We start from the raw sequence: 26,468 nt of genomic DNA, 5'->3' as shown, positions 1-26,468 counted from the left end.
CCGATCCATCTCAGCGCGGCCGCCCTCACAGCGGCCGCCCTCCCGGACCCACCGCCATGAACGCCTCGCACCTCGATTCCTTCCTTGCCCTGTGCCGCGCCGCGCTCGGCGAGCAGCATGTGCTGACCGACGACGCCGATAAGGCCCCCTACCTGACCGACTGGCGCAAGCGCTACACGGGCGAGGCTGTGGCGGTGCTGCGGCCGGGTTCGGCGGAGGAAGTCGCCGCCGCCGTGCACGCCTGCCACGCGCACAAGCTGGCCGTGGTGCCGCAAGGCGGCAATACGGGGCTATGCGGTGGCGCCACGCCGCAGGCGGACCAGGCTTCGGTGGTGATCTCGCTGCAACGGCTGAACCGCGTGCGGCAGGTCGACCCGCTAAACAATACCATCACCGTGGAAGCCGGCGTAATCCTGCAGCAGTTGCAGGACACCGCGCGCGAGCACGGCCGGCTGTTCCCGCTGAGCCTGGCCGCGGAAGGCAGCTGCACCATCGGCGGCAACCTTTCCACCAACGCGGGCGGCACAGCCGTGCTGCGCTACGGCAACACGCGCGAGCTTTGCCTGGGGCTGGAGGTGGTAACGCCTGCCGGCGAGATCTGGGACGGCCTGCGCGGCCTGCGCAAGGACAACACCGGCTACGACCTGCGCGACCTGTTCATCGGGGCGGAAGGCACGCTCGGCATCATCACCGCCGCCGTGATGAAGCTCTACCCGCTGCCACGCGCCCGCGTCACCGCGCTTGCAGCCGTGGCCAACCCGCGCGCCGCGCTGGCCTTGCTGGCTATCGCCCAGCAGCGTGCGGGCGCCATGCTGACCGGTTTCGAGCTGATGTCGGAGCGGTGCCTGTCGCTGGTCACCACGCACTACCCGCAGCTGCGCTAATCCGCAGCTGCGCTATCCGTTCGACCGCCCGCACCGCCAGGTCGTGCTGCTGGAACTGTCTGACAATGAAAGCGAAGACCATGCGCGCGCCATCTTCGAAGCGCTGATGGAAACGGCCTTCGAAGCCGGCGTAGTGCAAGACGCGGTAGTCGCTGAATCCGTGCAGCAATCACGCGACTTCTGGAACCTGCGCGAGCATATCCCGCTCGCCCAGGTCGACGACGGCAAGAACATCAAGCACGACATCGCCGTGCCGATCTCGCGCATCGCCGACTTCATCGACACCACCGACGCCCTGATCCAGCAAGCCTTCCCCGGCGCGCGCATGGTCACCTTCGGCCATCTCGGCGACGGCAACCTGCACTACTCGGCGACGGCAACCTGCACTACAACGTGTCGCCGCCCGTGGGCGAAAACCACGATGCCTTCCTCGGCAACTCGGAAGCCATCAACCTGATCGTGCATGACAGCGTGCACGCCCACCGCGGCTCGATCTCCGCCGAGCATGGGCTGGGCCAGCTCAAGCGCGAGGAGAACCGCCGCTACAAAAGCGGCGTAGAGCTGGCGATGATGCGGGCGATCAAGCAAGCGCTGGATCCGCAGAGCCTGATGAATCCGGGCAAGGTGATCTGAGCGCAAGCGCCGGCGGGTTGCGGTACCAGGCAAGCAACCCGTCAACCGCCCGTCAACTCCGCCACATGCTCGTCCTTCAGCTTCACGTAGTTGGCCGCCGTGTAGCGGAAGAAGCCACGCTCGTTCTCCGTCAGCGGCCTGGCCTGCCGCGCCGGGCTGCCGACATAGAGATGCCCGCTCTCGAGCACCTTGCCGGGCGGCACCAGGCTGCCGGCGCCGAGGATCACTTCGTCCTCGATCACCGCGCCGTCCATCACGATGGTGCCCATGCCGATCAGGATGCGGCTGCCGACCGTGCAGCCATGCAGCAGCGCCTTGTGGCCAATCGTCACGTCGTCGCCGATGGTGAGCGCGAAGCCCTCGGGATTGAACGGCCCGGCATGCGTGATGTGCAGCACGCTGCCGTCCTGCACGCTGGTACGCGCGCCGATGCGGATCCGATGCATGTCGCCGCGGATGGTCACCAGCGGCCAGATGGAGCTGTCGGCGCCGATCTCTACGTCGCCGATCACGACGGCGGTGGGGTCGACAAACGCACGGTCGCCGAGTTGGGGGGCCTTGCCCTGGAAGCTGCGAATGGTCACAATAAAAGCCTGGATACGGAAAGCCGCGAATTCAGCGCGCGCTGCGGCGCCGGGGTGGCGCCGGTTCAGCGTGGAGCGTGCCGGTTTCGAGCATTCTAATCTTCTGGCTGGCAACGGACGAGGCGCAATCCTGGGCGGATTGCCGACTCTTTGGGAAAGCGATGGCAAAGGCCTGGATTCACGATCGTTGCGAGCGTACCGCCGCCGCGATGTCGGCAGCGGTGTTGATCACCACTTGCTGATAAGCGGCCACAACGCCATCCACGCCGCCCGCCGCCGCCAAATCCGCACGCGTGTGGCCCATCGTTACCTTGCCGTCGGGCAGACACGTTCGTCGATCTCGGCATCGATCTGTACCACTTCGGTGCTGACGCGAAAAAACGGCTCCGCGCCGGACCTGCCTTGCTGGTACGTATCGACTGCGCCCAGGCTCACCTGCAGCCGCTGGGACAGCGCATCGCGAAATTCATCCGGCAGCGTTGCCGACCATCGATCCTGTGCCAGCAACTTGAACCTGCCGCTGCCGTTGCTCAGGACCAGGTTGACCCGGTTGACGCGTTCCGGCACGCGAACGGGTGCCACTTCGATCCAGACTGGCTCCGTGGCCTGGCTGGGCACCGGCATGGCCGCCGGACGCGCCTCCGCCGCCGGCGACAACGTGTAGTACCGCGCCTCGGGCGAAGCGCAGCCGGCCGGCACGGCGGCGGCGAACGCGATCGCCAGAACCGCGGCCAGTTGGGACAGATTGTCGCGTCCGGTCATGGTGTCTCCTGATCCGTTTTGCCGCGCACCACGGCTTCCGGATGCCCTTCCAGATAGTCGGTCAAGGTGCGCAGCGAGATAGCCGTGCGCGTCAACTCCCGCATCATGCGGCGCGCGTCTTGTTGCATTGGCCCGCTTGAGTCGAGCGCGGCGTTGGCGGTCTGCAAGGTCTTGCGTGCGTCCTGCAGCGCTACGGTGATTTGCGGGATCACGTCGCCGTTGAGCTGGGTCGCCAACTTGTCGGCATTGCCCAGCATCTTTTCCAATGACGCCATCGTGGTCCGGAGATCCTGGCCGATCTGGTCAAACGGCACTTTGTCCAACTTGGAAACGATGTCCCCAAACTTGGTCTGCAGCTCGTCGAACGTCCCGGGCATGGTGGGGAGCTCGGGCACGGCGGTGTCCAGGCTGAGCTTTACCGGTGGCGCGTTGGCGAAGAAATCAAACGCCACAAAGACCTGGCCAGTCAACAGGTTGCCGGTACGCAGTTGCGCCCGAAGGCCGCGCTTGTTCAGGACATCGGCGATGCCTCTAGCGTGCTGCTTATCCGCAAGGTCGCGCGCGCCCAAGCCAATGCGCGAAGGATATAGCTCCACGATGACGGGCATGCGGAAGCTCTTCTTGTCGCGCTGGTATTCAATGCCGATGGATCGTACCTGGCCCACCGCGATGCCGCGAAAATCCACCGGAGCGCCGGGAGACAGGCCGCGCACGGACTGGTCGAAGTAGAGCACGGCCAGCGTAGGCGCGAGTTCGTCGGATGCCTTCAAGGCGTTGGCCTGGTCGCTGGCGAGCATGAACTGGGTGTTCTCTCCTGCCGCGGCGGTCGCCTTGGAATCGTCCGGCGCCTGGAAGGCCACGCCGCCGAGCAACATGGTGGCGAGCGACTGCGTGTTGAGCTTGAACCCACCCGAGTCGAGCTTGATATCGATGCCACTGGCGTGCCAGAAGCGTGTATCCGCGGTGACCATCTGGTCGTAGGGCTTGTTGATGAACACCCGAACGGACAGGTCCCGGCCGTCGGGATTGAGTTGATACGCCACCACCTGCCCTACCTGCACGCGCCGGTAGTAGACCGGAGAGCCGATATCGAGTGAACCAAGCTCGGCGGCGCGCAGCACGAATTGCTTGCCGGAGGCATCGGTGGTGACGACAGGCGGCGCCTCCAGTCCGGTGAAGGCTCGTCCGCGCACCTCCGACCTGCCGGCGTCCACGCCGATATAGGTGCCGGACACCAGCGTCTCCAGGCCCGAGATGCCGGAGACGGCGATCCTCGGGCGCACGACCCAGAAGCGGGTGTCGTCGGTCGAGAAGCTCTCGGCGTCGCTAGTCAGTTCGATCGTGGCGACGACATGCGAATGGTCCTGCGCCAGGCGCAGCGACTTGACGAGGCCGATATCCACGGCCTTGTAGCGCACCGGGGTCTTGCCGGGAATGAGTCCGTCCGCGGAGCGGAGGGTCACGGTGATCGTTGGGCCGCGCTCGGCCAATGTGTGGATCAGCAATGACAGCGAGATCAATGCGGCGACAACGGGGATCAGCCAAACGAGCGAAGGTAGCCAGCGCCCGCGCTGCCGGCGCTCTGGCCTCGGCAGCGGTGGCGACGGGGGCAATGCGGGAGACTGCGCAAAGGGCACGGATGCCTCAAGTTCGGACATGCTTTGCATCCAGCGAATCCCACAGCAGGCGTGGGTCAAAACTCAGTAAAGCCATCATGGTGAGCACCACCACGGCGCCAAAAGCAATCGCCCCGCCGCCCGGAACAACGGTCGCCAGCGAGCCGGCCCGTACCAGCGAGGCCAGCAGCGTGACCACGAAAATGTCGAGCATCGACCAGCGGCCAATCAGTTCAACCAGGCCATAGAGGCGGGTCTGCTGGCGGATGCGCCAGCTTGAGCGGAATTGCACGGTAAGCAGCAATAAGGTAAGGATTGCCATCTTCAAGAGCGGCACGACGATGCTTGCGATCAGCACCACGATGGCGAGCAGATGGGCGCCCGACGTCCACAGGTAGACAACGCCGGAGAAGATGGTGTCGCGCTGCGTGCCGAGGATGGATTGCGTCACCATCACTGGCAGCAGGTTGGCAGGGACATAGAGCATGTAGGCCGCCAGCAGGAAGGCCCAGGCACGGCTCAGGCTCCGCGGTTTGCGATGATGCAGGGTGGCGCCGCAGCGCGGGCAGGGCTCGCCCTCCAGAGCGCGCGGGATGAGCGCGGCGCAAGCGTGGCAGGACAGAAGGCCCAGTGAGGCAGCCGTCGTGGCGCTCGGGATTGTCATCGCGGCGTTTGCGCCCTCAGGTGCCGCCAGAGGTTGCGCGGGTCGAAGGAGAGCATCACGGCGAGCACGATCATCAGTGCGGCGAACGACCACAGCGCGACGCCTGGCTGCACCTGCGCGATGGTCGAGAGCTTCACCAGCGTGACCAGCACGCCGATCATGAAAACCTCAAGCATGCCCCACGGCCTGGCCCGCTGGATGCCGCGGACAAGACGGCCGAATCCCGGGGGCATGCGGTGCTGGGCCATGGGCACCAGCAGGTAGAGCAGCATCAGCATTTCGGTAAGAGGAAACAGGATGGTGGTCGCGAACACCAGGATGGCCACCGGCACCATCTCGCCGCTAGAGAGAGCCTGTATCGCGCCCCACAACGAGGTCGCGGTACGCACGCCCTTGAGGTCCAATTCGACGATGGGACAGGCGCTTGCGAGCATGAACAGGATCAGCGCGGTCACCACGAGCGGCAGCTGGCGGTGATAGGCTCGCTGGCTCTCGCGATACAACAGGCCGCCGCAGCGCAGACACAGCGCTCGCTCGCCCTCAGCGAGATCGGTTTGCTGATGGACGGCGTCGCAATACTCGCAGGCGATCAAGGGCGGGAAACTCACTGGGTCAGCCGAAGCGTCTCGCTTCACGGGGGATGGCATCACGACGCCGCAAGCCACTGCGCCACCTGGCCGGCTATCCAGCCGCAGCCAATGCAGAGCGCCACCCATGCAGCGACAATGGTGGCACAGCTTCTGAAATCCATGACTCGACTCCGGCTGGATCCCGCTTGCCGCTCAGCTTGATGCCAGCCAGCACGCGGGACGTGAGAAGGCAGTAAGCGGGCTTACCGGAGTTGCTCTACGAGCGCATCCGCCCCTTTATCGATGCCCGTCTTGGATGCAGTCAATGCGCCAACATTGGCAACGACGTTCATGGCATTGGGGTACTGCTTGGTGATGTACGCCTTGAGAAGCCGATTGCTCTGCGCATCGAAGATCTCGACGGCGTAGATGACATAGCCCGTCATCGCGCCCTCTCGCCCCCGAATCGCCTGCACCCCGTTATAGAGCCCGCCGGCGATGTCGAAACGCAACAAGGGCCCGAGAACAGGTGTGGTGGTATTCGCACCTGTCAATGTCAGCTTCAACCGCAACGTGTCCCGGGCCGGGCTGCTCACTACAGCAAATCGGGTTTTGAGTTTTTCGGAAAACTGCGACTGCATGTAGCTCGCAAGCGCGGACTTGTCGGCGGCGGACATATCTTCGAACTGCTGGTCGGGGCCTTTGTAGATCTCAACCGGGTCAACGATGATGGAAGTGTATTGCCGCCAGTCCACCGTCGTCGCATAGCTATACGGGATACGCTCGGCTTCCTCCTTGGCGTTGGTTGTCAGCACGGTTGACGATGCGATTCCGGAATAGGCCACGGGCTTTGTGCTCGCGCAGCCTGTCATGGCGACGGCAAGCAGTGCGATCACCAGAAGTCGGTTCGGCTTATTGGAGGCCAGCATTTGAAATCCCTTCGTTGATTTGCCCGGCGGACCACCTTGGTGATGGAACGGAGGTCGGGGGCCGTTTAGTGGATGCGCCACGCTTGGGAAGCCAAGCCATGGTCGACTCTGGTTTCCTTGGACTGTGAGCAGCTCCCCAGCGAACAGGCGCACGCCTCCACGGCGCCAAAAAGGCGCCAATGTTTAGCGTTACCCATGGATGAGCAGGACTGTGACGTAGCGAGAGCTGCCTTGCGACGCAGTATAGAGTACCGGAATCAATTTGCAAACAATACAGTCGGTTTGTTTTTGTAAACCAACATGTGGACGAAGGCAAACAATGGCCGGAGGTCGAAGGATAGGAGGGAGAGATGGGACAGATGCGGCCAGCGCCGTGCTGCCCCGGGGCCCCGGCTTCAGATCGAACGCATTGCGCGTCCGTCGGCGGCAACCTGGCGCTGCCGCCTCGGCGGCGTTTGTCGATGCCTTGCCAGGCACCGTCGAGCGCGGACTACTTCTTCTGGGGCTTGGGCTTGGGCTTGCGCGTGGCCTTGGTCTTCGGCTGCGCTGACCAGGCCTGGCTGTCGAGCAGCCGGTCGAACAAGCGGTCGCGCTCCTGCGGCGCAAGCGGGCAGAGCCCCAACATCTTTGCGAGCACCATCCCCTGCGCAGCCTGCCAGCGCAGCACCGCGAGATCGGGATCCTCAGCCTCTGCCTTGATGCGCACCACCTTCTCGGCCGTCTTCTCCCTGACTACGGACAGCAGCTCGGGGTTCTCTGCAATGGAGCCCAGGATGGCAAAGACCAGCGATTGTGGATGGGAGACGGATTCGCGAAACGCCAGGATCTGTTCCGACAGTTGAGCCTCGGGATTCCCGGCACCGGCAGCGGCAAAGTAGTCCTTCGCGAACTTGTCGAAGTACTCGACCTGATGCTCCAGCAGTGCCTCCACCACGGCCGCCTTCGTACGGAACTGGTGCATCACCCGCCCCTTGCTGATCCCGCCCTCTTGCGCGATGGCATCGATTGTGAGCCTGCCAGGACCCTCGCGTGCGAGGATGGCGATTGCCGCGTCGAGGATCATCTGGCGGGAGCGCTCCGACCGTACTGCGTTCTCCATTGTCTATCTCCATGGCGGAGCCAGCGACCTGCTCGAGCACCTGGCTTAGATGCGCCTGCAATGTGGCAAATCCCTCGTGCTTCGCAAAGCGCGCTTCGTCAAGATAGAGCACCCGGTTGATCTCGACCTGCAAGCTGTGCCGCCCGCGTGCCGGGTCGGAGTAGGCCGCGACCAGTTGCGCGCCCTTGTAGGGCGCATTCACGCCAACCTCATAGCCAAGGCCGCGCAGCGCGTCCACCACGACCGCGACGAAGTCCGCCGAGCAGCTCTTGCCGTCGCGGTTGCCGATGACAAAGTCAGGCCGGATGGCGCCATTGTCGATATTCATCGCATTGCCGCGTGATTTCATCGAGTGGCAGTCGATATGCCAGACGGCGCCGAAACGGGCGTGCCGCGCTTCGATCAGGCCGGCCAATGCGGCGTGGTAGGGATCGTAGTAGGTCGCAAGCAGGCGCTCCACCAGTTCGGGCGGCAGCTTGCCGCTGTAGACAGGCACGCCGGGCAACGCGAAGCGGCGCAGCACGCCCATGCCCCGCCGCGCCTTGTCGCTTGGATGGATCGGGTAAGGCAGTTCGCCATCGACCAATTCAGGATCGATGTCGTCGCGGGCGCGGTTGGCGTCGACCAGCCAGCGCGGAAACGCCGCGCTCAGCAGCGCCCCGCCAACCTCGGGGGTGTGCGCGAACAGTTCGTCGACATAAGCATCCCAGCCGGTCAGGAGCGCGGATGGCTCCGCGGCCAGCGGCAGCGACTCGGTATGGCGCAGCCCGCTGTGCGGGGAGTCGACCACCAACGGCAGGATAGGCGCGGCGGGGTCGACAAGAAGATAGGACAGATTCATGAATGCTGGAGGGTGGGCTTTGGAATAGCCACCCCGGCCGGCGACGCCCTGCCGGCCGGGGCGGTGAATCAGAACTTGTGCTGGATGCCGATGCCGTAGGTGGTGACAAGATTGCCGGCCACCCGCGAGTTCGGATCCTCGCGATCGAAGAACACGTAGGGCATGGTGCGCTTGCTGAGGTTGTAGCCGTAGCCGGCCTGGAACTTGCCGAGCCTGCCACTGCGATCGCCCTGCACGTCGCGCTGCATGTAGTTGACGGTCACGGTATGCGGGCCACGCGGCATCGACACCCCCACCAGCCAATAGTCGACATTGCTGCGCGTGCTGGCGGTGGCGGCGTAGCGGTCGCGCCCGTACACGCCGTACACGCTGGCCACGCCGAAGTCGTATGTCACCACCGCCTGCACCTTGTCGCGGAAATCGTTGGCCACCAGGCCGCCGGTCTTGGTGTCGCGCGAGTAGCCCAGCCCCGCGCCGAAGTTGCCGGCCGAGTAGCTCAGGCCGACGTCGTACTGCTTGAAGTCGTCCTCGGCCTTGACCGGCGACTTGGCATTGGGCGTGGCCGGATCGGGGCCGGCCAGGTCCATGCGCGCACGCAGCACGAAACCGGCAAGGTCGGGCGACTGGTAGCCCAGCGCGTTGGAGACGCGGTTGCGCGCATTGAGCACCTTGGTGCCGATCGCCGTGGCGCCCGCGTGCGACGCGCGCCGAAGCCGCTGGTCAGGCCGACATAGGAGTTGCGGAACACCGGCGTGGTCGACGCGCCCGTATCGGCCGAGAAGCCCTGCTCCAGGCCGAACACCGCCCGCATGCCGCCGCCCAGCTCTTCGCTGCCGCGCATGCCCCAGCGCGAGGCATTATCGACCATCTGGTACGCCGAACCGCTCGGTCCCTTCTGGACTTCCACATCGGTATCGACGCGCCCATAGAGCGTGACGCTGGTCTGCGCGCCGGCGGACATGGCCACGAATGCGCCGCCGATGCAGGCCTGCTTGATCAGGTTGACTGATTTCATCTTTCTTCTCTTCTCCTCATAAACAACTTGGCGCCGCGGTTGCCCGCGCTCGGCGCAAGGCGCGAACGTCCCCTTCCGTCCTGCCCGCAGGCAGGACGGATACGTTGGCTCGATGCAAGGGATGCGTCCGCGCGCTGGCGGCCGGGCTTTAACTAGTCATTGAGATGGCAGGCGGACATGCGCCCGCCGATATCGCGCAGCATGGGCACCTCGGCCGCGCAGCGCGCGGTTGCATGCGGGCAGCGCGGATGGAAGCTGCAACGCCCGGTGGCGACAACGGGCTGGGCAGTTCGCCGCGGATTGGCTGGTGGCTGGCGGAACTGCCATCCAGCCTCGGGGCGTCCGCCAGCAAGGCGCGCGTATAGGGATGGTTCGGCGCCGCGAATACCGTGCGCGCATCGCCCATCTCGACAATGCGGCCGAGATACATGATGGCGACGCGGTCCGACATATGCTCGACCACCGCCAGGTTGTGGCTGATGAACACGTAGGTCAGCCGCTGGCGCTGGCGCAGCTCCATGAACAGGTTGATGATCTGCGCCTGCACCGAGACATCCAGCGCCGACACAGCCTCGTCGCACACTACCAGCCGCGGCTTGAGCGCGAGCGCGCGGGCAATGGCCACGCGCTGGCGCTGCCCGCCCGAGAACTGGTGCGCATAGCGATCGGCATAGGAGGCATCCAGGCCGACCTGCGCTAGCAGATCGTTGACGAACGCGGGTGCGTCCGCGCGCGCAGCCACGCCGTGATAGACCGCACCCTCGGCGATCATCTGGCCAACGCGCAGGCGCGGGTTGAGCGAAGCATAGGGATTCTGGAACACCATCTGCACCGCCAGGTGGTGGGCGGTCGCGGTAGTGTCGGCAGCCTTGCCGTCCATGGCGATCTCGCCGCCGCTGGGGCGCAGCAGTCCGGCCAGCATGCGCCCGAGGGTGGACTTGCCGCAGCCGGATTCGCCCACGATGCCAAGGACCTCGCCTTCACGTACCTGTAGCGAGACATCGTTGACGGCATGGACGACCTGGTGCGCGGCCGGCTTGCGGGCCAATGCCGCGCCCATGCGGCCCAGCAGCCCGGCCTTGAGCGTGAATCGTTTTTCCAGATGGCGAGCATCGAGCAGTACGGTCATGCGACCCTCTCCTTGCCTGCGGGGTTGACGGAGTTGATGGTGCTGATGGTGCTGAGTGCGTGGCTCATGCGGCCACCAGCGGATGAAAGCAGCGATGGGTGCGCCCCCGCACCACCACTGCGGGCGGCACCTGCGCGCAAGCCGTGCTCGCCCTGCCGCAGCGCGGCGCGAACGCGCAGCCAGGCGGCAGTGCGGACAGCGGCGGCGTGGCGCCCGGGATGGCCAGCAAGGGCTGGCCGCGCGTCTCGGCGGTGGGCAGCGAAGCAAGCAGCCCGCGCGTGTAGGGATGCAAGGGCTGGCGGATCACGTCGGCCACCGGCCCCTGCTCAACCACGCGCCCGGCGTACATCACGCACACGCGGTCAACGAGATCCTTGACCACGGCCAGGTCATGGCTGATCCAGATCGCGGCGGCGCCGCTCTCGCGCACGAGTAGCTTCATCTCGTACAGGATCTGTGCCTGGATCGTGACGTCGAGTGCGGTGGTGGGCTCGTCGGCAATGATCAGGTCCGGCTGGTTGATCAGTGCATTGGCGATCGCCACGCGCTGGCGCATGCCGCCTGAGAGCTCGTGCGGATAGGCGCGCATGCGCTCATCCGGTGCCGGAATGCCCACGCGCTTGAGCGCGCCGATGGCCCTGTCCACGGCTTCACTGCGGCTGCAGCGATGGTGCACGCGGACCGTCTCGGTCAATTGCGCGCCAATGCGCATCACCGGGTTGAGCGACATCATGGGATCCTGGAACACCATCGCAATGCGGTCGCCGCGCAGCGCCTGCCATTCGCGCGGCGAGCAGTCTCGCAGGTTGCGCCCCTTGAACCGCACCTCGCCAGCGGCCACCCGGCCGGGCGCGTCCAGCAGGTTCATCAGCGAGAACGCCGTGACCGACTTGCCCGAGCCGGACTCGCCGACGATGCCGAGGATCTCGCCCGCTTCCAGCGAGAAAGACACGTTGTCGACCGCAGTGACTGGCGCCTGCGCCGATTCGAAGCGGGTCGTCAGGTTGAGCACTTCCAGTAATGGGGATGCCATCGTCATTCCTCTCAGGCCTCAAGGCGGGGGTTGAGCACACGGCGCAGCCTGTCGCCAACCAGGTTGATGGAGCCGACCAGCAGCACCAGGGCCAGCCCCGGAAAAATGCTGATCCAATACTTGTTGGAGAGCATGTATTCGAAGCCGTTGGCGATCAGCATGCCCAGCGACGGTTCGGTGCGCGGCAGGCCGATGCCCAGGAAGCTCATGGTGGCCTCCAGCGTGATGGCATGCGCGATCTGCAGCGTGGCGGTCACCACCAGCGGCGCCATGCAGTTGGGCAGGATGTGGCGGAACATCAGGCGGTAGGCCGGCAGGCCCTGCCCCATGGCGGCCTCGACATAGTCCTTGCGCCGCTCCACCTGCGCCGCGCCGCGCACGGTGCGCGCGAAGTACGCCCACTGCACGATCACCAGCGCCAGCAAGGTCTTGTCCACGCCCTGCCCCAGCACGGCCAGCAGGATCAGCGCCACCAGGATGGCGGGCAGGCTCAGCTGCAAGTCCACCAGGCGCATGATGGCGGCGTCGACCAGGCCGCCGCAATAGGCCGCCGCGAGGCCGACGCTCGCGCCGACCAGCAAGGCCACCAATGCGCTCACCACGCCCACACCAACGCTGATGCGAATGCCGTAGAAGATGGCGCTGAGCAGGTCGCGCCCCGCGCCATCGGTGCCGAGCCAGTAGTGCGCCTGCCCCTCGTAGCCGCTGCTGCCCGGCGGCAACTCCGAATCGATCACCGACACCGTGGCCAGGTCATAGGGATTCTGCGGGCTGATGAAGGGTGCGAGCAACGCGATCAGCAGCAGCAGCGCCAGCAACCCCAGCGCGAGCGCAGCGCCGCGATTGTGCACAAAGCGCGCCAGCAGGCCAGGCCGGGCGGCCGGCTTGGGCGATGCAGCCGATGAAGGCGATGAAGGTGAAGCAAGCGATGGCGCGGCAGAGCCCGGCCAGGAGAACACCGACTCGGTCACCACCGAAAATGCGATCAGGTGGCCGAACTCCAGCCCCACCACGGTGATGATGGGAATCAGCACATTGGGCGCCACATGGCGTAGCACCAGGCGCGCGCCGCCCACGCCCTTGGCGCGGGCGAACTTGATGTACTCCTGGCCCGCCACTTCGCGCGTGCCTGCCTCGGTCAGGCGCGCCACCAGCGAGATCTTGAACAGCGACAGCGTCAGCGCCGGCAGGATCAGGAAGCGGATGCCCTCCCAACTGGTCACCGACAGCGGCATGCCCAGCACCGTGCTGACCGGCCCACGCCCGCCCGACGGCAGCCAGCCCAGGTTCACCGAGAACACCAGGATGCCGATCATCCCGACCCAGAAGGTCGGCATGATCACGCCGCCCAGCGACGCCGCCATCAGCGCCCGCGCCCAGCGGCTCTCCGGCTTGAGGCCGGCGAAGATGCCCATCGGTATGCCCAGCAGCAGCGAGAACAGCAAGGCCGTCACGGCCAGCTCCAGCGTGGCCGGCACGCGGCTCAGGATCAGCCCGATGGCTGGCCGGTTGAAGATGAACGAGTTACCGAGGTCGCCGTGCAGCGCACCCTGCAGGAATCGCAGGTATTGCGTCTGCATTGGCAAATCCAGGCCCAGCGTGTGGCGGGCTTCGGCGATCTCCTGCTCGGTGGCGGTCGGGCTCACCAGCAGGTGCACGGGATCGCCGATCAGGTTGACCGCGCAGAAGGTGATGACCGACATGATGAAGAGCACGACAAGGCTCTGCAGCAGCCGCTTGATGAGGGTTTCCAGCATGATGCGTTCCGGGCTTGGTGGATGGGCAGCGTCAGCGGCTGTCGCTCGGGCTGATATTGGTGGCGTAGGTAAAGCCGTCGCTGCGTGGTCGCACCGTCAGGCCATGGCGATAGGCCCAGGTTGCGCGCAGATGGTGCAGCGGGATCAGGCCCGCATCGTCGGCCAGCTTGCCCGCAGCCTCCCGCTGCGCTTGTTCGCGCGCGGCCGGGTCCATGGTGCGCATGGCGGCGTCGATCAGCGCATCCACGCCCGGATTGGCGTAGCCGCTGCGATTGTTGGCGCCCAGGCCGGCCTTCTTGTCCTGCGAGTGCGCGGTGGCAACCAGCGGTTCCAGCGAGTCGCCCGTCACCGCGCCAATGCCGAGCATGAACACGCTGAACTCCGGCTTGCCACCGGCCGCACCCGAGGTGGCGCGCGTGATGTAGACCGAGTACGGCAAGGTGCGCACCTCGGTGCGGATGCCAGCACGCGTCAGCATCTGTCCCAGCGCCTCGCAAGTCTTGGCGTCATTCAGGTAACGATCGTTCGGGCAATGCAGCGTCAGGCGAAACCCATCCGGGTAGCCCGCCTGCGCCAGTAGCCGGCGCGCGCCGGCTGCGTCGCCGCGCGGCGAGGCCACCCCGGGTGCGTAGCCAAAGAAGCCCCGCGGCACGAGTTGGCCGGCCGGGACCGAGTCGCCCTTGGTCACCCGCGCCGCGATCAGGTCCCGGTCGATCGCGATGTTGATAGCCTGGCGCACCTTGGGCAGGCGCAGCGGATTCTCCGCCAGCGGCTGGCCGTCGTTGCCGACCACATAAGGAGACACCGTGCGCGCCTGGTCGAGCTGCAGGTAGTTGGCCATGTACGACGTGGCCGCGACGGTATGGATGCGTCCGTTGGTGCGCTCGAACGCGGCGGCGATGCTGGCCGAAGACGCATCGATGACATCCACCTGCCCGGACAGCAGCGCCGAGGCGCGTGCCGGCTCCTTGGAGATGAACTGGAACACCAGCCGCTCCCAGGGCTGCTGGCCGCCCCAGTAGCCGGCATTGCGCGCCAGCGTGAGTTGCTGGCCATGCTCCCACGCCACGAGGCGATAAGGCCCGGTACCGATGGCGGCGCGGCCATCAGCGAAGTCCGTTTCCTTGACCTTGCCGCCCAGCGATTTCGGCAGCATCGCAACCAGGCTCAGGTTTTCCGGGAGCACCGGGTTGGGTGCCTTGGTGACGACGCGCACCGTCAGCGGCCCCGTCACCGCGACGCTGGCGATCGACTTCAGGTAAGTGCGGAAGGTGCGCGCGCCGGGCAGGCCCATGGCCCGCTCGATCGAATACTTGACGTCGTCCGCCGAGAACGGCTCGCCATTGCTGAAGCGCACGCCGGGACGCAGGCGGAACTCCCAGGTCGTGGCGTCCACATGCCGCCAGCGCACCGCAAGCAAGGGGACCGGCCGCAGATCGTTGTCCATGCCCACCAGCGTCTCGTAGACGTGCCCCCACAGGTTGCGGCCCGCCGCATCCAGCACGTGCGGATCCGCCGCGCTGAGTTCTGTCTTGTAGCCAATGCGCAGGTCCGCCGCCCGGGCTGCGAAGGCGCTGGCCCACAAGGCCATGCCGAGGGCGAGGCAGGCTGCCGGCAGCCGGCGCCGGATGCTCATGGCTAGTTGTTTTTGGCTTGATGCGCAGAACATTGTTTCACTCACCGATACGATGGATCGAAGAATAAAACAACAAGTCTGCAAGGGGAAGACCGGGTTTACCCCCTCAGACATTGAGGACAGGCGCGCGGAACGCGATGCCGCCATCAGCGGGCGGGGCGACAAACACGGTAAATGCACGCGGACATGACGCACGGCGGCGCCGTGGCCATGCCGGCACGATAAAGGGCTGCGAAGGAAAGCAAGGGCGCGCTACGCTAGGCCAGCGCGCGGCGGCGCATCGGCATCGGCCTCTCTGGGATGGCGCGGTGGAGCCGCGCCGAAAGGAAGCGAGCGCCGGCGGGGGGCCTCAGCCGCGTGCGTGGCCCAGCGTGCGCGAGAGCATGGCCGCGCGCTCGACCACCAGCGCAATGTGGCGCTCGATGATATCCGGCTTGGTGCGGCTGGCAGGGCTCGCAATGCTGAGCGAGGCCACCGCGGCGCCACTGTGATCGCGCAACGGCGCGGCGACGGACACGGCTTCGCATGGCACCCGCTCACGTGTGTGAGCGGGTCCTCGACGCAGCCCTCTGCAGTTGCCTGCCCGATGACTGCCACCGCACAGGCGATCGCTTTGCCGATGCGCCACACTCCGCTCTCCACCACACCCGATACGGGTGTGCGCGTAGTACCGATGGAGATGGTGTTACCGGAGATGCGCGGCGCTTGCGCGAGCGTTGCCATCGCCATGCAGATGCGCATGTGCACGCGAGGCGCAGAGAGAATGCTGATGGAATGACAGTGCCGGCTCGATCAATCCGGATGGCGCTGGAAGTACTGATCGGATTGCCTGCGATCGACAAGAAGCTGGTGTTGAAAACGACGAGGCGCAGCGAGCGAGGCGCGTGATGCCCGCATTTTCAGGGCCACAAAAAACAAAACCCCGGAAGACCGCAATCTTCCGGGGTTCCGCCGCCAATACGATGTGTAGTGGCGGAGACGGAGGGATTCGAACCCTCGATCCAGGTTTTGGCCCGGATGCTCCCTTAGCAGGGGAGTGCCTTCGACCTCTCGGCCACGTCTCCCAAACCTGCCGTTGTGTGAGGGAGGCCACACAACGAAGCGCGTATTCTATCGGTCGGATTTCAATTGGTCAACGGTGATTCGATGACTAATTGAAAAAACTTTCACTGCCCGTTAGAAGTGCAGGCCGCATGCGGCCCGCCCCTCATGGATCACGCCTGATCCAGCTCGAACACCTTATGCAGCGCGCGCACGGCGAGCTCCATGTACTTCTCGTCGATCAGCACCGAGATCTTGATTTCCGACGTGGAGATCATCTGAATGTTGATGCCTTCTTCGGACAGCGTGCGGAACATCTTGCTGGCGATGCCCACGTGCGAGCGCATGCCCACGCCGACTACCGAGACCTTCGACACCTTCGGATCGCCCGATACGCTGGCGGCACCGATATGGGCCTTCACGCCATCGTTGAGGATAGCGAGCGCGCGCTGGTATTCGCCACGCGGCACGGTGAAGGTGAAGTCGGTCTTGCCGTCGACGGACTGGTTCTGGATGATCATGTCGACGTCGATATTGGCGTCGGCCACCGGGCCCAGGATCTGGTATGCGATGCCGGGCTTGTCGGGCACGCCCAGGACGGTGATCTTCGCCTCGTCACGGGCAAAGGCGATGCCGGAGATGACGGCTGCTTCCATTTCAGAATTTTCCTCAAAAGTGATCAGCGTGCCCGAGTGCATTTCTTGCTCGAGGGGCATCAGGGGGTCGGTGAGCGACGAAAGCACGCGGGTCTTCACGCGGTACTTGCCGGCGAATTCCACCGAACGGATCTGCAGCACCTTGGAGCCCAGGCTGGCCATTTCCAGCATTTCCTCGAAGGTGATCTGGTCCAGGCGGCGAGCGTCTTCGACCACGCGCGGATCGGTGGTGTAGACCCCGTCCACGTCGGTGTAGATCAGGCATTCCTCAGCCTCGATGGCCGCGGCGATGGCCACGGCCGAGGTGTCGGAACCACCACGGCCCAGCGTGGTGATGTTGCCGTTGTCGTCGATGCCCTGGAAGCCGGTGACCACCACCACGCGCCCGGCGTCGAGATCGGCCAGGATGCGCTCGTCATCGATGGACTCGATGCGGGCTTTGGTATGGGACGAGTCGGTCTTCACCGGCACTTGCCACCCGGTGTAGCTGACCGCGTCGACGCCCTCGCCTTGCAGCGCGATGGCAAGCAGCGCGGAACTGGCTTGCTCGCCGGTGGCGGCCAGCATATCCAGCTCACGCGGGCTCGGCTGCGCCGAAATTTCCTTGGCAAGGCCAAGCAGGCGATTGGTCTCGCCTGACATGGCCGAAGGCACCACGACTACGCGGTGACCTGCACGATGCCATTTGGCAACGCGCTTGGCGACATTCTTGATGCGTTCCGGAGAACCCATCGAAGTGCCACCGTATTTGTGAACGATGAGAGCCATCTGTTTGTCGACACCAGCGATTGTGCAAAACCTCTGAAAATACACGAAGGGGCGCCCCAAGGCAAGGCGTGGGCGGCTCGAACGACGGCCGCGGCAAGTGGCGCGCGAGGATTATCGCTAGCGGAAAGCGGCCTGCCGAGCCTTATTCGATGGCTGCGCCCTGCCCGGGCGACGCAACCGGCTCGACCCACTCGAGCCATTCGACACGCCAGCGCGGCGCGGCCGGCGCATCGGGCCAGCGCCGGTGCATGCCCAGGCCAGCCGCGAACACGAGCTGATCGCCCGACCACAGCAGCGGCAGCCGCGCGCGCCGCGCCATCGGCACACCGGCCTCCTGGTAGGCCTGCTTGAGCGCGCGCGCGGGCCCGCCCGGGCGCAGCACGATACGCTCGCCGCCTTGGCGCGCGGCGAGGCGCAGGCGCTGGCGCAGGGCTGCCTCCGGCAGGCCAAAGGTATCGTCGCGCGTAAAGCGCAGCTCGCCATGCCACGCAGGCACGGCCAGGCGTGCCTCGCCCTGCCAGTGCAGCGCCAGGTCTTCTGCCTCAATGGCAGGCCCCGCGCGGCGGGCCAGCACACGCCCCCTGAAGCGATGCAGCGTCAGGGTCTCGTGCTGGATGGCAGGCTCGCCGCCCTCATGCTCGATCAGTTGCGCGCGCATGGCGGACAGCCGCGCGGTGGACGGGGCCTGCGTGCCAAGCTCGCGCAGCCACAGCCGCAGCACGGCGTCGGCCTCGGCCGGCGGCAGCGCGCGCAGCCCGGCAAGATCGAGTTCAGCCAGCGTGCTGGCATCGCGCGGCGTGCGCACCAGCCCCGCCATCCATCGCGTAGCCAGCGCATCGAGCAATTCGCCGGCCTGCGCCAGGTGTGCGGCGGCTTGCGCCACGTTGGCACGCAACGCGGGAAACGCCGCGGCCAGCGCGGGCATGTGGTGCCTCAGCGCGTTGCGGGCAAAACGGGAATCGTCATTGGAAGGATCGTCGATCCAGGGGAGCGCATTCACTGCGCAATACGCATCGATATCATCGCGACCGACCTCAAGCCACGGACGCAGCAAGACGATCTGCTGCCTTGCCCCGAGCCTGCGCAGGCGCGGCATGCCGCCAAGCCCGGCCAGCCCGGCGCCGCGGAACAGGCGCAGCAGCACCGTCTCGACCTGGTCGTCCAGGTGATGGGCAAACAGCAGCAACGCCGCCCCGGCCTCGTCGCACATGGCTTCGAGCGCAGCATATCGCGCGCGCCGCGCCGCCGCCTCCAGCCCTTCGCCCTGCCCCTGGCTGACCGAGACACGCCGGCTGTAAAACGGCAGTTGCCAGTCGGCGCACAGCGTCGCGCAGAACACGTCCCACTGGTCCGCCTCGGCCTGCAGGCCATGATGCACATGCAGCGCCACCACGCGCAACGGCAACGACGACGCTACCACCGCCGCGCGCAGCGCGTGCAGCAGCGCGACCGAATCGCGTCCGCCGGAGAGTGCCACCGCCACCGTGCTCGCCCGTGCGCCGTCGCCAGAAACAACAAAGGCCGCACCGGCCTGTAGCGCCTGTGCGACCTTGTCGGTCAAGCCGGCGGACGGGTCAGCCCGGTGCGCCGGTTTCCTTGAACTTGCCATAGGCCAGCAGACGCTCATGACGGCGCGCCTGCAACTCCTTCACGCTCATGCCCTGGAACTGGCGCAGCGAATCCGCCAGCGAACGCTTGAGCATGGCAGCCATGCCCTTGACGTCGCGGTGCGCGCCGCCCAGCGGCTCGCTGACGATCTTGTCGATCAGGCTGAGCGCCTTGAGGCGGTGCGCGGTCAGGCCGAGGGCTTCGGCAGCTTCCGGCGCCTTCTCGGCGGTCTTCCACAGGATCGACGCGCAGCCTTCAGGCGAGATCACGGCGTAGGTGGCGAATTGCAGCATCTGCACCACGTCGCCCACGGCAATCGCCAGTGCGCCGCCCGAGCCGCCCTCACCGATGATGGTGGCGATCAGGGGCACCTTGAGGCCGGCCATGACGTAAAGATTGTGGCCGATGGCTTCGGACTGGCCGCGCTCTTCGGCGTCGATGCCGGGGAATGCGCCCGGGGTGTCGACGAACGTGAAGATCGGCAGGCCGAACTTGTCGGCGAGTTCCATCAGGCGCTTGGCCTTGCGATAGCCCTCGGGCTTGGACATGCCGAAGTTGCGCAGCGCGCGCTCCTTGGTGTCGCGGCCCTTCTGGTGGCCCATCACCATGCACGCCTGCCCGTTGAAGCGAGCCAGGCCGCCCACGATCGACAGATCATCGGCAAAGGCGCGGTCGCCGTGCAGTTCGTGGAAATCGGTGAAGATCTCCCGCACATAGTCCAGCGTGTAAGGACGCTGCGGGTGCCGGGCGATCTGCGCCACCTGCCACGGGGTCAGGTTGGCGTAGATGTCCTTGGTCAGCTGCTGGCTCTTGCCGGCCAGCCGCGAAATCTCTTCGGAGATATCGACAGCCGAATCGTCCTGCACAAATCGCAGTTCTTCGATCTTTGCCTCGAGTTCGGCAATCGGCTGCTCAAAATCTAGGAAGGTGGTTTTCATGAGACTCGCGTACCTGTCTGTGAAGGAGCGCATTCTACCGGAATTCGCCCACTAAACCGCAAGTCTGCGGATGCAGTCTTGCGCACTTCCATGCAAATTTTGCTGCCTTCCAGCCTAATACGTCACAGGCAAGGGATCAAGACTGCGCCACATGTACCAGGTGGCGACGGTGCGCCAGGGCTCCCAGTTGGCCGCCACCTCGCGCGCTTCGCTGCGCGTGACGGGCTCGCCACTGAAATAATTTGCCGAGATGGCGTTGATCAGGCCGACGTCATCGAGCGGCAGCACATTGGGCCGCATCAGGTTGAACATCAGGAACATTTCGGCGGTCCAGCGGCCAATGCCGCGGATCTGCGTCAGCTCGGCGATGACGGCTTCGTCATCCATCTCGGTCCAGCTATTGACATGCACGCGCCCCGCCTTGAAATGCTCGGCAAGGTCGACGATGTATTCGGCCTTGCGGCGCGACAGGCCGCAGGCGGCCAGGTTGTCATGGCCCGCCTTGAGCATCTGCGCCGGCGTAAGCCTGGGACAGACCGCTACCAGCCGCTCCCAGACCGTTTGCGCGGCCTTGACCGAGATCTGCTGGCCGACCACGGACCGGGCCAGCGTGATGAACGGGTCGCCACGAGAGATCAGGTGCGCGGGGCCGTAGGTGGGGATCATCTTGCGCAGGATGCGGTCGCGCTTCATCAGGTCGGCGCAGGCCTCGTCCCAGTAGGCCGGACGCACGGCGTCCACCACCGTTTCCACCGGCAGGGGCAACGCCTCGGCTTCCGGCAGCACGGGCGCCCTGGCCGCGCGCGCGCCAGTCTTGAGGGCGGGCTTGCCGTCCGCCTTGCGCACCGGACCAGGTGACTTGCCGGCAGCCTTGGCAGCCGCTTTCACAGGCTTGGCGACTTTCGCCGCCGAGCTTGCCTTGAGCTGCTTCGCTGGCGGCTTCACGGGCGCCAGGGGCTTGGCCGCTGGCTTGGCCTTGGTGGTCGCAGCAGTCTTGGACGGCGCCGCGAGCGTCGCCGTCTTGCGCACGGCAGCGTTCAAGCGCGCCTCCACTCGGTAGCACCACCGGGCTTGTCTTCGAGCACTACGCCACCGGCCAGCAACTCGGCACGGATGCGGTCGGCTTCGGCAAAATTGCGTTCGGCCTTGGCTTGCTTGCGCGCCGCGATCAGCCCTTCGATCTGCCCCGGATCGAGGCCATCGGCCGGCTTGCCGCCCTGCAGGAACACATGGGCGTCGCGCTCCAGCAGGCCCAGCGTGGCGGCCAGGCCCTTGAGCTGGCGCGCCATCGCGCTGGAGCCGGTGCGATTGACTTCGCCTGCCAGGTCGAACAGCACGGCCATGGCGATCGGCGTATTGAAGTCATCGCCCATCGCGTCAATAAAGCGCCGCGCATGCGCCTCTTCCCAGTCCAGCGGCTGGCCATCGGGCTGCACGTCCTTGAGCGCCGTGTACAGGCGCGTCAGCGAATGACGGGCGTCTTCCAGGTGGACGTTGCTGTAGTGCAGCGGGCTGCGGTAGTGCGCGCGCAGGATAAAGAAGCGCACCACCTCGGCGTCATATTCCTTTAGCACGTCGCGGATGGTGAAGAAATTGCCGAGCGACTTCGACATCTTCTCGTCGTTGATGCGTACGAAGCCGTTGTGCATCCACAGGTTGACGAACGTCTTGCCGCTCGCGCCCTCGGACTGCGCGATCTCGTTCTCGTGGTGCGGGAACTGCAGGTCGGCGCCGCCGCCGTGGATGTCGAAATGCTCGCCCAGCAAGGCGCAGCTCATCGCCGAGCACTCGATATGCCAGCCCGGGCGGCCCGAGCCCCACTTGGAATCCCACTTGCTTTCGGCGGGCTCGCTTTCCTTGGCGGACTTCCACAGGACGAAGTCGAGCGGGTCGTGCTTGGCTTCGTTGGTGGCCACGCGCTCGCCGGCGCGCAGGTCCTCCAGCGACTTGCCCGACAGGCGGCCGTAGTTGGGGAACTTGCGGGATGCCAAGTGCGTCGGCGTCCTCGTGCATGTAGCGGATGAAGCGGTCGGTCAGCGCGCCGATGGTCTCGCCATTCTCCGCGGCGCGGCGAATGATCTTGTCATCGATGTCGGTGATGTTCTGTACATAGGTCACGTCGTAGCCGGCGGTGCGCAGCCAGCGCTGCACCATGTCGAATACCACCATCACGCGCGCATGGCCGACGTGGCAATAGTCGTACACCGTCATGCCGCAGACATACATGCGTACACGGCCGGGTTCGATTGGCACGAAAGGCTGCTTTTCACGCGCGAGCGTGTTGTAGATATTCAGAGGATGCATGAAACGAGGTGAATGGATGAGGGATTGGCGCCATTGTCGCGCCATTCGCGAGACCGGCAACTTGCGCCAACGCAAAGCCTGGCGCGACCCATATCTTACCGGAAGCGCCCGAGCGCGGCAGGTCGTCGCCCGCCTTGCACCGCACCACGAAAAAGCCGGCTCGGGCCAGGCCAACGCAGGCCGGCGCGCCGATACCCGGGCCGGCATGGCCGCGCTTTGCTAGAATGCCGCGGAGTATAACGGACCGCCCATACATGAGCCTGTTCCTGCCCACCATAGCAACCGTGTCATCCCAGCCCGCGCGCCAACGCATTGCGGCCGCCTCATTCGCCCTGGCGGCGATCCTGGCAGGCCTCCTTGCCGTAGCGGGGCCTGCGCGCGCGCAGAACGGTCCGCTATCGCTTGCGGTGCCGGCCACCACGCCAGGCGGCGTGCGCTCGGCCGACCCCGGCATGGCGGACGCCGAGAAGGCGGCGGCGAAGAAGCAATATGGCGAGGCAATCGACCGCTTCGACCGCGTGCTGGCCACCAACCCGCGCAACGCGCAGGCGCGTTTCGAACGTGCCTGGGCCCTGGCCCAGGCCGGGCGCGAGGACGAGGCCATCGCGGCGCTGCAATCCATGGCCCAGGACTTCCCTGAGTTGCCCGAACCGCACAACAACCTGGCGCTGCTGTATGCCAAGCGCGGGGATCTGAAGCGCGCCGAGGCGGAATTGCTGATCGCGCTCGATGCCAAACCCGATTTCGCCGTGGGCTATGCCAACCTTGGCGACGTCTACCGCCGCCTGGCCGAGAATGCCTACCGCGACGCATTGCGCCGCGATCCCAAGCAAGCAGGCGCCGCTGCCGGCCTCACGCAATTGCAACCTGCCGGGGCCACCCAGCCGCCGGCCGGCGGCACCCGCAAGCCAGGCGCGGCCGCCAGCGAACCGGCCGCCGCGCCCAAGCGTTAGTTACCTTGCCCAGCGGGCTGGGCCGCTACCCTGCCCGGCCCTATCGTTTCCCCGATCCACGGAGTCAAGCATGATCTTTTCGCGTCGCCTAGTCCTTGCCGGCATCGCCGCCGCCGCCATGGCGCTCTCGCCGCTGGCCGCGCAGGCACAGCAGACGAAAACCGAACGGGTGCAGTTCGTCACCAGCGCCGGCAAGTTCACGCTCGAGGTCTATCCGGACGCTGCGCCCAAGACCGTCGCGAACTTCATGGAGTACGTGAAGAGCGGCTTCTATAGCGGCACCATCTTCCACCGCGTGATCAACGGCTTCATGGTGCAAGGCGGCGGCTTCGACCGCGACATGAAGCAAAAGCCCACGCGCGCGGCGATCCCGCTGGAAGCCCAGAATGGGCTGAAGAACAAGGCCGGCACGGTGGCCATGGCGCGCACCAGCGATCCGAACTCCGCCACCGCCCAGTTCTTCATCAATGTGGTGGATAATTCCAGTCTCGACTATCCGTCGCCGGACGGTAACGGCTATGCCGTGTTCGGCAAGGTGGTGGAAGGCATGGATACCGTCGACAAGATGAAGAACGCGCCCACCACCTCGTATGGCCCGATGCGTAATGTGCCGGCCACGCCGATCGTGATCGAGTCGGCAACTGTCGTCAAATAACCGCCGAACAAACACCGAACAAAGGAACGCAAATGTCCAAGGTAGAACTCCACACCAACCAGGGTGTCATCACCATCGAACTCGACGCTGAAAAGGCACCGAAGTCGGTTGAGAACTTCCTGTCGTATGTGCGCAAGGGTCACTACGACAACACCATTTTTCACCGCGTGATCAAGAACTTCATGATCCAGGGCGGCGGTTTCGAACCCGGCATGAAGCAAAAGGGCACCGATGCCCCGATCGAGAATGAAGCCGGCAACGGCCTGAAGAACGATCGCTACACGGTTGCCATGGCGCGTACCAACGCACCGCACTCGGCCACCGCGCAGTTCTTCATCAACGCGGTCGACAATGACTTCCTGAACTTCACCTCGCCGACCCCTCAGGGCTTCGGCTACGCCGTGTTCGGCAAGGTGACCGACGGCTCCGATGTGGTCGAGAAGATCAAGGGCGTGCGTACCGGCAGCGCTGGCTTCCACCAGGACGTGCCGCTCGAAGACGTGGTCATCGAAAAGGCCGTGGTGGTCGAATAAGCCACTGGCCATCATCGGGGCAGGCTCCACCAGGCCCCGCGGGGTCACACCGTGACGTCAGGCCAGCTTCTCTTTCCAACCGCATGACTGTGACCCCATCCACGCCGGGCGCCGGCGCCCTCGCGGTGCCAGCGCCTGCGTGGTTCATTTCCGACCTGCATCTCACCCCCGGCATGCCGCGCACGCTGGCGTCCTTCGAGCACGTGCTCGAACGCGCGGCGCAAGAGGCGCGCGCCCTGTTCATCCTGGGTGATTTTTTCGAATTCTGGGTTGGCGACGAAGAAACCGACAACCCCTTCGCGGCGCAGGTGGCCGCCAGGCTGCGCCAGCTTGCACAGCGCGGCGTCAAGGTCTACCTGATGCACGGCAACCGCGACTTCCTGCTGGGGCAGCGCTTTGCGCGCGCCGCAGGCGCGATCTTGCTGCCCGACCCCACCGTGATCGACTGCGCCGGCCAGCGCGTGGTGCTCAGCCATGGCGACATGCTTTGCACCGACGATGAACGCTATATGCGGTTTCGCCACTGGACCCGCAAACGCTGGGTCCAGCGCGTGTTCCTGTCGCTGCCCTTGACGCTGCGGCTGCGCGTGGCACGCCGCCTGCGCGCGGACAGCGAGGCCGGCCGCACGCAAGCCCGCCGCGACGCGCCGCCCGACTACGGCGACACCACGCCGCAAGCCGTGGCCGCGCTATTGCGTGCCAGCCATGCGCCGGCCCTGGTGCACGGCCATACGCACCGCCCCGCCCGGCACGAAAGCCCGGAAGGCGTGCGCTGGGTGCTGACCGACTGGGACCTCGACGGCAAGCGGCCGCGCGCCGCCGTGCTGCAACTCGACGCAAGCGGATTCAGCGTGCTGCCTCAAGTCGGCTGACGCCGAATCCCCCTCTGCGCTGCATCAACCTACTGCATCAACCTACTTCATCAGCTTGCGCAGCTCGCTCGCATCGAAGCGGTCGTTCGGCGTGTTCTCGAGATGCTCGCCGAGCCGATCCAGCGCGGCCATCACGGTCTCCAGCCGCTCGTGCTGCTGCGCGGCGTTGTCGATCAGGCTCTTGAGTGCCAGCGAGACCGGGTCATCGGCGTTCGGCGTGATGCCGTAGGCCGAGAACTCCTGCTTGGCACCCTGCTGCCCGCTTGGCGCGTCCGGCAGGATGATGCGCGCCGGGATGCCGACCGCGGTGGCGCCCGGCGGCACCGGCTTGAGCACCACGGCGTTGGAGCCGATGCGCGCGCCGTCGCCGATGGTGTAGCCGCCGAGCACCTTGGCCCCAGCGCTCACCACCACGTTCGCACCTAGCGTGGGATGGCGCTTCACCCCTTTGTAGAGCGAAGTCCCGCCCAAGGTCACACCCTGGTAGATGGTGCAGTCGTCGCCGATCTCGGCGGTCTCGCCCACCACCACGCCCATGCCGTGATCGATGAACACACGCCGCCCCACCTTGGCACCGGGGTGGATCTCGATACCAGTGAAAAAGCGCGCCCAGTGCGAGATCCAGCGGCCCAGCCAATGGAATCCTGCATTCCAGCAGGCGTGCGCGAAGCGATGGAATACCACGGCGTGAAAGCCGGGATAGCAGGTCAGCACCTCCAGACGGCTGCGTGCGGCGGGGTCGCGCCGCATGATGGCGTCGATATCTTCCTTCAGGCGAGTGAACATCTTGGTCGTGTCGTGTTGCCACGCCGTGCGCCGCGCGCCCTGGGTCAGGGCTGGCGCGATCGCCGGCATGGTCATTGGCCGGTGAAAACGGGATCAGGGAGTGTAAGAGATTTGCTACCCTGCTGCCGCCATGGACATTGGTGCAATGACGCCGGCCGTCCCGTGGAACATGTTGGACATGTCGGATAGGCGGGACAGGCGGC

General features: G+C 65.8%; 23 protein-coding genes, 1 tRNA gene and 6 pseudogenes. 6 read left to right on the top strand and 24 right to left on the bottom strand.

Features of this window, described 5'->3' with window-relative positions:
- Positions 1-56: 56 nt before the first annotated feature.
- A pseudogene (locus OR16_RS33125) lies at positions 57-1,517 on the top strand (FAD-binding oxidoreductase).
- 41 nt (positions 1,518-1,558) lie between these two features.
- On the opposite strand, the gene OR16_RS33120 reads toward OR16_RS33125, so the two are convergent.
- The 17 genes and pseudogenes from OR16_RS33120 to OR16_RS48555 all read right to left on the bottom strand — a co-directional run bounded on the left by OR16_RS33120 (position 1,559) and on the right by OR16_RS48555 (position 15,668).
- Positions 1,559-2,101 (bottom strand): gamma carbonic anhydrase family protein, encoded by a 543-nt coding sequence (locus tag OR16_RS33120; protein WP_006163168.1) that lies wholly within the window; start codon positions 2,099-2,101, stop codon positions 1,559-1,561.
- 178 nt (positions 2,102-2,279) lie between these two features.
- Positions 2,280-2,405, bottom strand: coding sequence for a hypothetical protein (locus tag OR16_RS47915; RefSeq protein WP_006163167.1), 126 nt, complete (start codon positions 2,403-2,405; stop codon positions 2,280-2,282).
- A gap of 2 nt (positions 2,406-2,407) precedes the next feature.
- On the bottom strand, positions 2,408-2,863 hold the full coding sequence (locus OR16_RS33115) for a PqiC family protein (RefSeq protein WP_006163166.1): 456 nt from the start codon (positions 2,861-2,863) through the stop codon (positions 2,408-2,410).
- Positions 2,860-4,521, bottom strand: coding sequence for an intermembrane transport protein PqiB (locus OR16_RS33110; RefSeq protein WP_050983179.1), 1,662 nt, complete (start codon positions 4,519-4,521; stop codon positions 2,860-2,862). The genes OR16_RS33115 and OR16_RS33110 overlap by 4 nt, the downstream gene beginning before the upstream one ends.
- Positions 4,508-5,143, bottom strand: coding sequence for a paraquat-inducible protein A (locus OR16_RS33105; RefSeq protein ID WP_006163164.1), 636 nt, complete (start codon positions 5,141-5,143; stop codon positions 4,508-4,510). The genes OR16_RS33110 and OR16_RS33105 overlap by 14 nt, the downstream gene beginning before the upstream one ends.
- Positions 5,140-5,790 (bottom strand): paraquat-inducible protein A, encoded by a 651-nt coding sequence (locus tag OR16_RS33100; protein WP_050983178.1) that lies wholly within the window; start codon positions 5,788-5,790, stop codon positions 5,140-5,142. Before OR16_RS33100 ends, OR16_RS33105 begins: the two co-directional genes overlap by 4 nt.
- Before the next feature lie 185 nt (positions 5,791-5,975).
- Positions 5,976-6,641: a DUF3313 domain-containing protein gene (locus OR16_RS33095; RefSeq protein ID WP_006163162.1), complete on the bottom strand. Its 666-nt coding sequence runs from the start codon at positions 6,639-6,641 to the stop codon at positions 5,976-5,978.
- A 490-nt stretch (positions 6,642-7,131) separates the two neighbouring features.
- Positions 7,132-7,704, bottom strand: coding sequence for a TetR/AcrR family transcriptional regulator (locus tag OR16_RS33090; protein WP_237717313.1), 573 nt, complete (start codon positions 7,702-7,704; stop codon positions 7,132-7,134).
- Between the two features lie 148 nt (positions 7,705-7,852).
- Positions 7,853-8,581, bottom strand: a pseudogene (locus OR16_RS42090) (N-formylglutamate amidohydrolase); the annotation flags it as partial.
- Between the two features lie 68 nt (positions 8,582-8,649).
- Entirely contained in the window at positions 8,650-9,249 is a 600-nt protein-coding gene (locus OR16_RS33075; protein ID WP_272942894.1) for a porin, read from the bottom strand.
- Positions 9,250-9,344: 95 nt separating this feature from the next.
- A pseudogene (locus OR16_RS47500) lies at positions 9,345-9,542 on the bottom strand (porin); the annotation flags it as partial.
- Between the two features lie 206 nt (positions 9,543-9,748).
- A pseudogene (locus OR16_RS33070) lies at positions 9,749-10,725 on the bottom strand (ABC transporter ATP-binding protein).
- Between the two features lie 64 nt (positions 10,726-10,789).
- The gene (locus OR16_RS33065; protein WP_006163157.1) at positions 10,790-11,764 is read right to left on the bottom strand and encodes an ABC transporter ATP-binding protein; all 975 of its coding nucleotides are present in this window, start codon (positions 11,762-11,764) and stop codon (positions 10,790-10,792) included.
- A gap of 5 nt (positions 11,765-11,769) precedes the next feature.
- Positions 11,770-13,173 carry an ABC transporter permease subunit gene (locus OR16_RS42085; RefSeq protein WP_272942895.1) on the bottom strand — a complete coding sequence of 468 codons (1,404 nt, stop codon included), beginning with the start codon at positions 13,171-13,173 and terminating at the stop codon, positions 11,770-11,772.
- Positions 13,174-13,227: 54 nt separating this feature from the next.
- Positions 13,228-13,515, bottom strand: a pseudogene (locus tag OR16_RS47495) (ABC transporter permease); the annotation flags it as partial.
- Between the two features lie 31 nt (positions 13,516-13,546).
- Positions 13,547-15,151, bottom strand: coding sequence for an ABC transporter substrate-binding protein (locus OR16_RS33050; RefSeq protein ID WP_006163155.1), 1,605 nt, complete (start codon positions 15,149-15,151; stop codon positions 13,547-13,549).
- Between the two features lie 349 nt (positions 15,152-15,500).
- Positions 15,501-15,668 carry an IclR family transcriptional regulator domain-containing protein gene (locus tag OR16_RS48555; RefSeq protein WP_237717311.1) on the bottom strand — a complete coding sequence of 56 codons (168 nt, stop codon included), beginning with the start codon at positions 15,666-15,668 and terminating at the stop codon, positions 15,501-15,503.
- A 69-nt stretch (positions 15,669-15,737) separates the two neighbouring features.
- On the opposite strand from OR16_RS48555, the gene OR16_RS43790 reads away from it, so the two are divergent.
- The gene (locus OR16_RS43790) at positions 15,738-15,929 is read left to right on the top strand and encodes a hypothetical protein (RefSeq protein WP_006163153.1); all 192 of its coding nucleotides are present in this window, start codon (positions 15,738-15,740) and stop codon (positions 15,927-15,929) included.
- 192 nt (positions 15,930-16,121) lie between these two features.
- Here OR16_RS43790 and OR16_RS33040 read toward each other — a convergent pair.
- The 6 genes and pseudogenes from OR16_RS33040 to OR16_RS33015 form a co-directional block, all read right to left on the bottom strand.
- A tRNA-Ser gene (locus OR16_RS33040) sits at positions 16,122-16,215 on the bottom strand.
- 150 nt (positions 16,216-16,365) lie between these two features.
- Positions 16,366-17,616, bottom strand: a complete 1,251-nt coding sequence (locus tag OR16_RS33035; protein WP_006163152.1) for an aspartate kinase — start codon at positions 17,614-17,616, stop codon at positions 16,366-16,368.
- A 142-nt stretch (positions 17,617-17,758) separates the two neighbouring features.
- Positions 17,759-19,225 carry a tRNA lysidine(34) synthetase TilS gene (gene tilS / locus OR16_RS33030; protein WP_081488946.1) on the bottom strand — a complete coding sequence of 489 codons (1,467 nt, stop codon included), beginning with the start codon at positions 19,223-19,225 and terminating at the stop codon, positions 17,759-17,761.
- Positions 19,191-20,162, bottom strand: coding sequence for an acetyl-CoA carboxylase carboxyltransferase subunit alpha (locus OR16_RS33025; protein ID WP_006163150.1), 972 nt, complete (start codon positions 20,160-20,162; stop codon positions 19,191-19,193). The genes tilS and OR16_RS33025 overlap by 35 nt, the downstream gene beginning before the upstream one ends.
- 114 nt (positions 20,163-20,276) lie before the next feature.
- Positions 20,277-21,215 (bottom strand): DNA-3-methyladenine glycosylase family protein, encoded by a 939-nt coding sequence (locus OR16_RS33020; protein ID WP_006163149.1) that lies wholly within the window; start codon positions 21,213-21,215, stop codon positions 20,277-20,279.
- Positions 21,200-22,466, bottom strand: a pseudogene (locus OR16_RS33015) (cysteine--tRNA ligase). Before OR16_RS33015 ends, OR16_RS33020 begins: the two are co-directional and overlap by 16 nt.
- Positions 22,467-22,720: 254 nt before the next feature.
- Here OR16_RS33015 and OR16_RS33010 point away from each other — a divergent pair.
- The 4 genes from OR16_RS33010 to OR16_RS32995 all read left to right on the top strand — a co-directional run bounded on the left by OR16_RS33010 (position 22,721) and on the right by OR16_RS32995 (position 25,479).
- Entirely contained in the window at positions 22,721-23,419 is a 699-nt protein-coding gene (locus OR16_RS33010; protein WP_006163146.1) for a tetratricopeptide repeat protein, read from the top strand.
- 70 nt (positions 23,420-23,489) lie between these two features.
- On the top strand, positions 23,490-24,074 hold the full coding sequence (locus OR16_RS33005; RefSeq protein WP_006163145.1) for a peptidylprolyl isomerase: 585 nt from the start codon (positions 23,490-23,492) through the stop codon (positions 24,072-24,074).
- Between the two features lie 32 nt (positions 24,075-24,106).
- On the top strand, positions 24,107-24,607 hold the full coding sequence (locus OR16_RS33000; protein WP_006163144.1) for a peptidylprolyl isomerase: 501 nt from the start codon (positions 24,107-24,109) through the stop codon (positions 24,605-24,607).
- A gap of 83 nt (positions 24,608-24,690) precedes the next feature.
- Positions 24,691-25,479, top strand: a complete 789-nt coding sequence (locus tag OR16_RS32995; protein ID WP_006163143.1) for a UDP-2,3-diacylglucosamine diphosphatase — start codon at positions 24,691-24,693, stop codon at positions 25,477-25,479.
- Between the two features lie 42 nt (positions 25,480-25,521).
- Here OR16_RS32995 and cysE read toward each other — a convergent pair whose 3' ends face one another.
- Entirely contained in the window at positions 25,522-26,265 is a 744-nt protein-coding gene (gene cysE, locus OR16_RS32990; protein ID WP_006163142.1) for a serine O-acetyltransferase, read from the bottom strand.
- Positions 26,266-26,468 lie beyond the last annotated feature (203 nt).

This window comes from Cupriavidus basilensis OR16 (assembly GCF_000243095.1).
GTDB classification, from domain to species: domain Bacteria; phylum Pseudomonadota; class Gammaproteobacteria; order Burkholderiales; family Burkholderiaceae; genus Cupriavidus; species Cupriavidus basilensis_D.
This window is presented reverse-complemented; position numbering and strand designations above follow the sequence as displayed.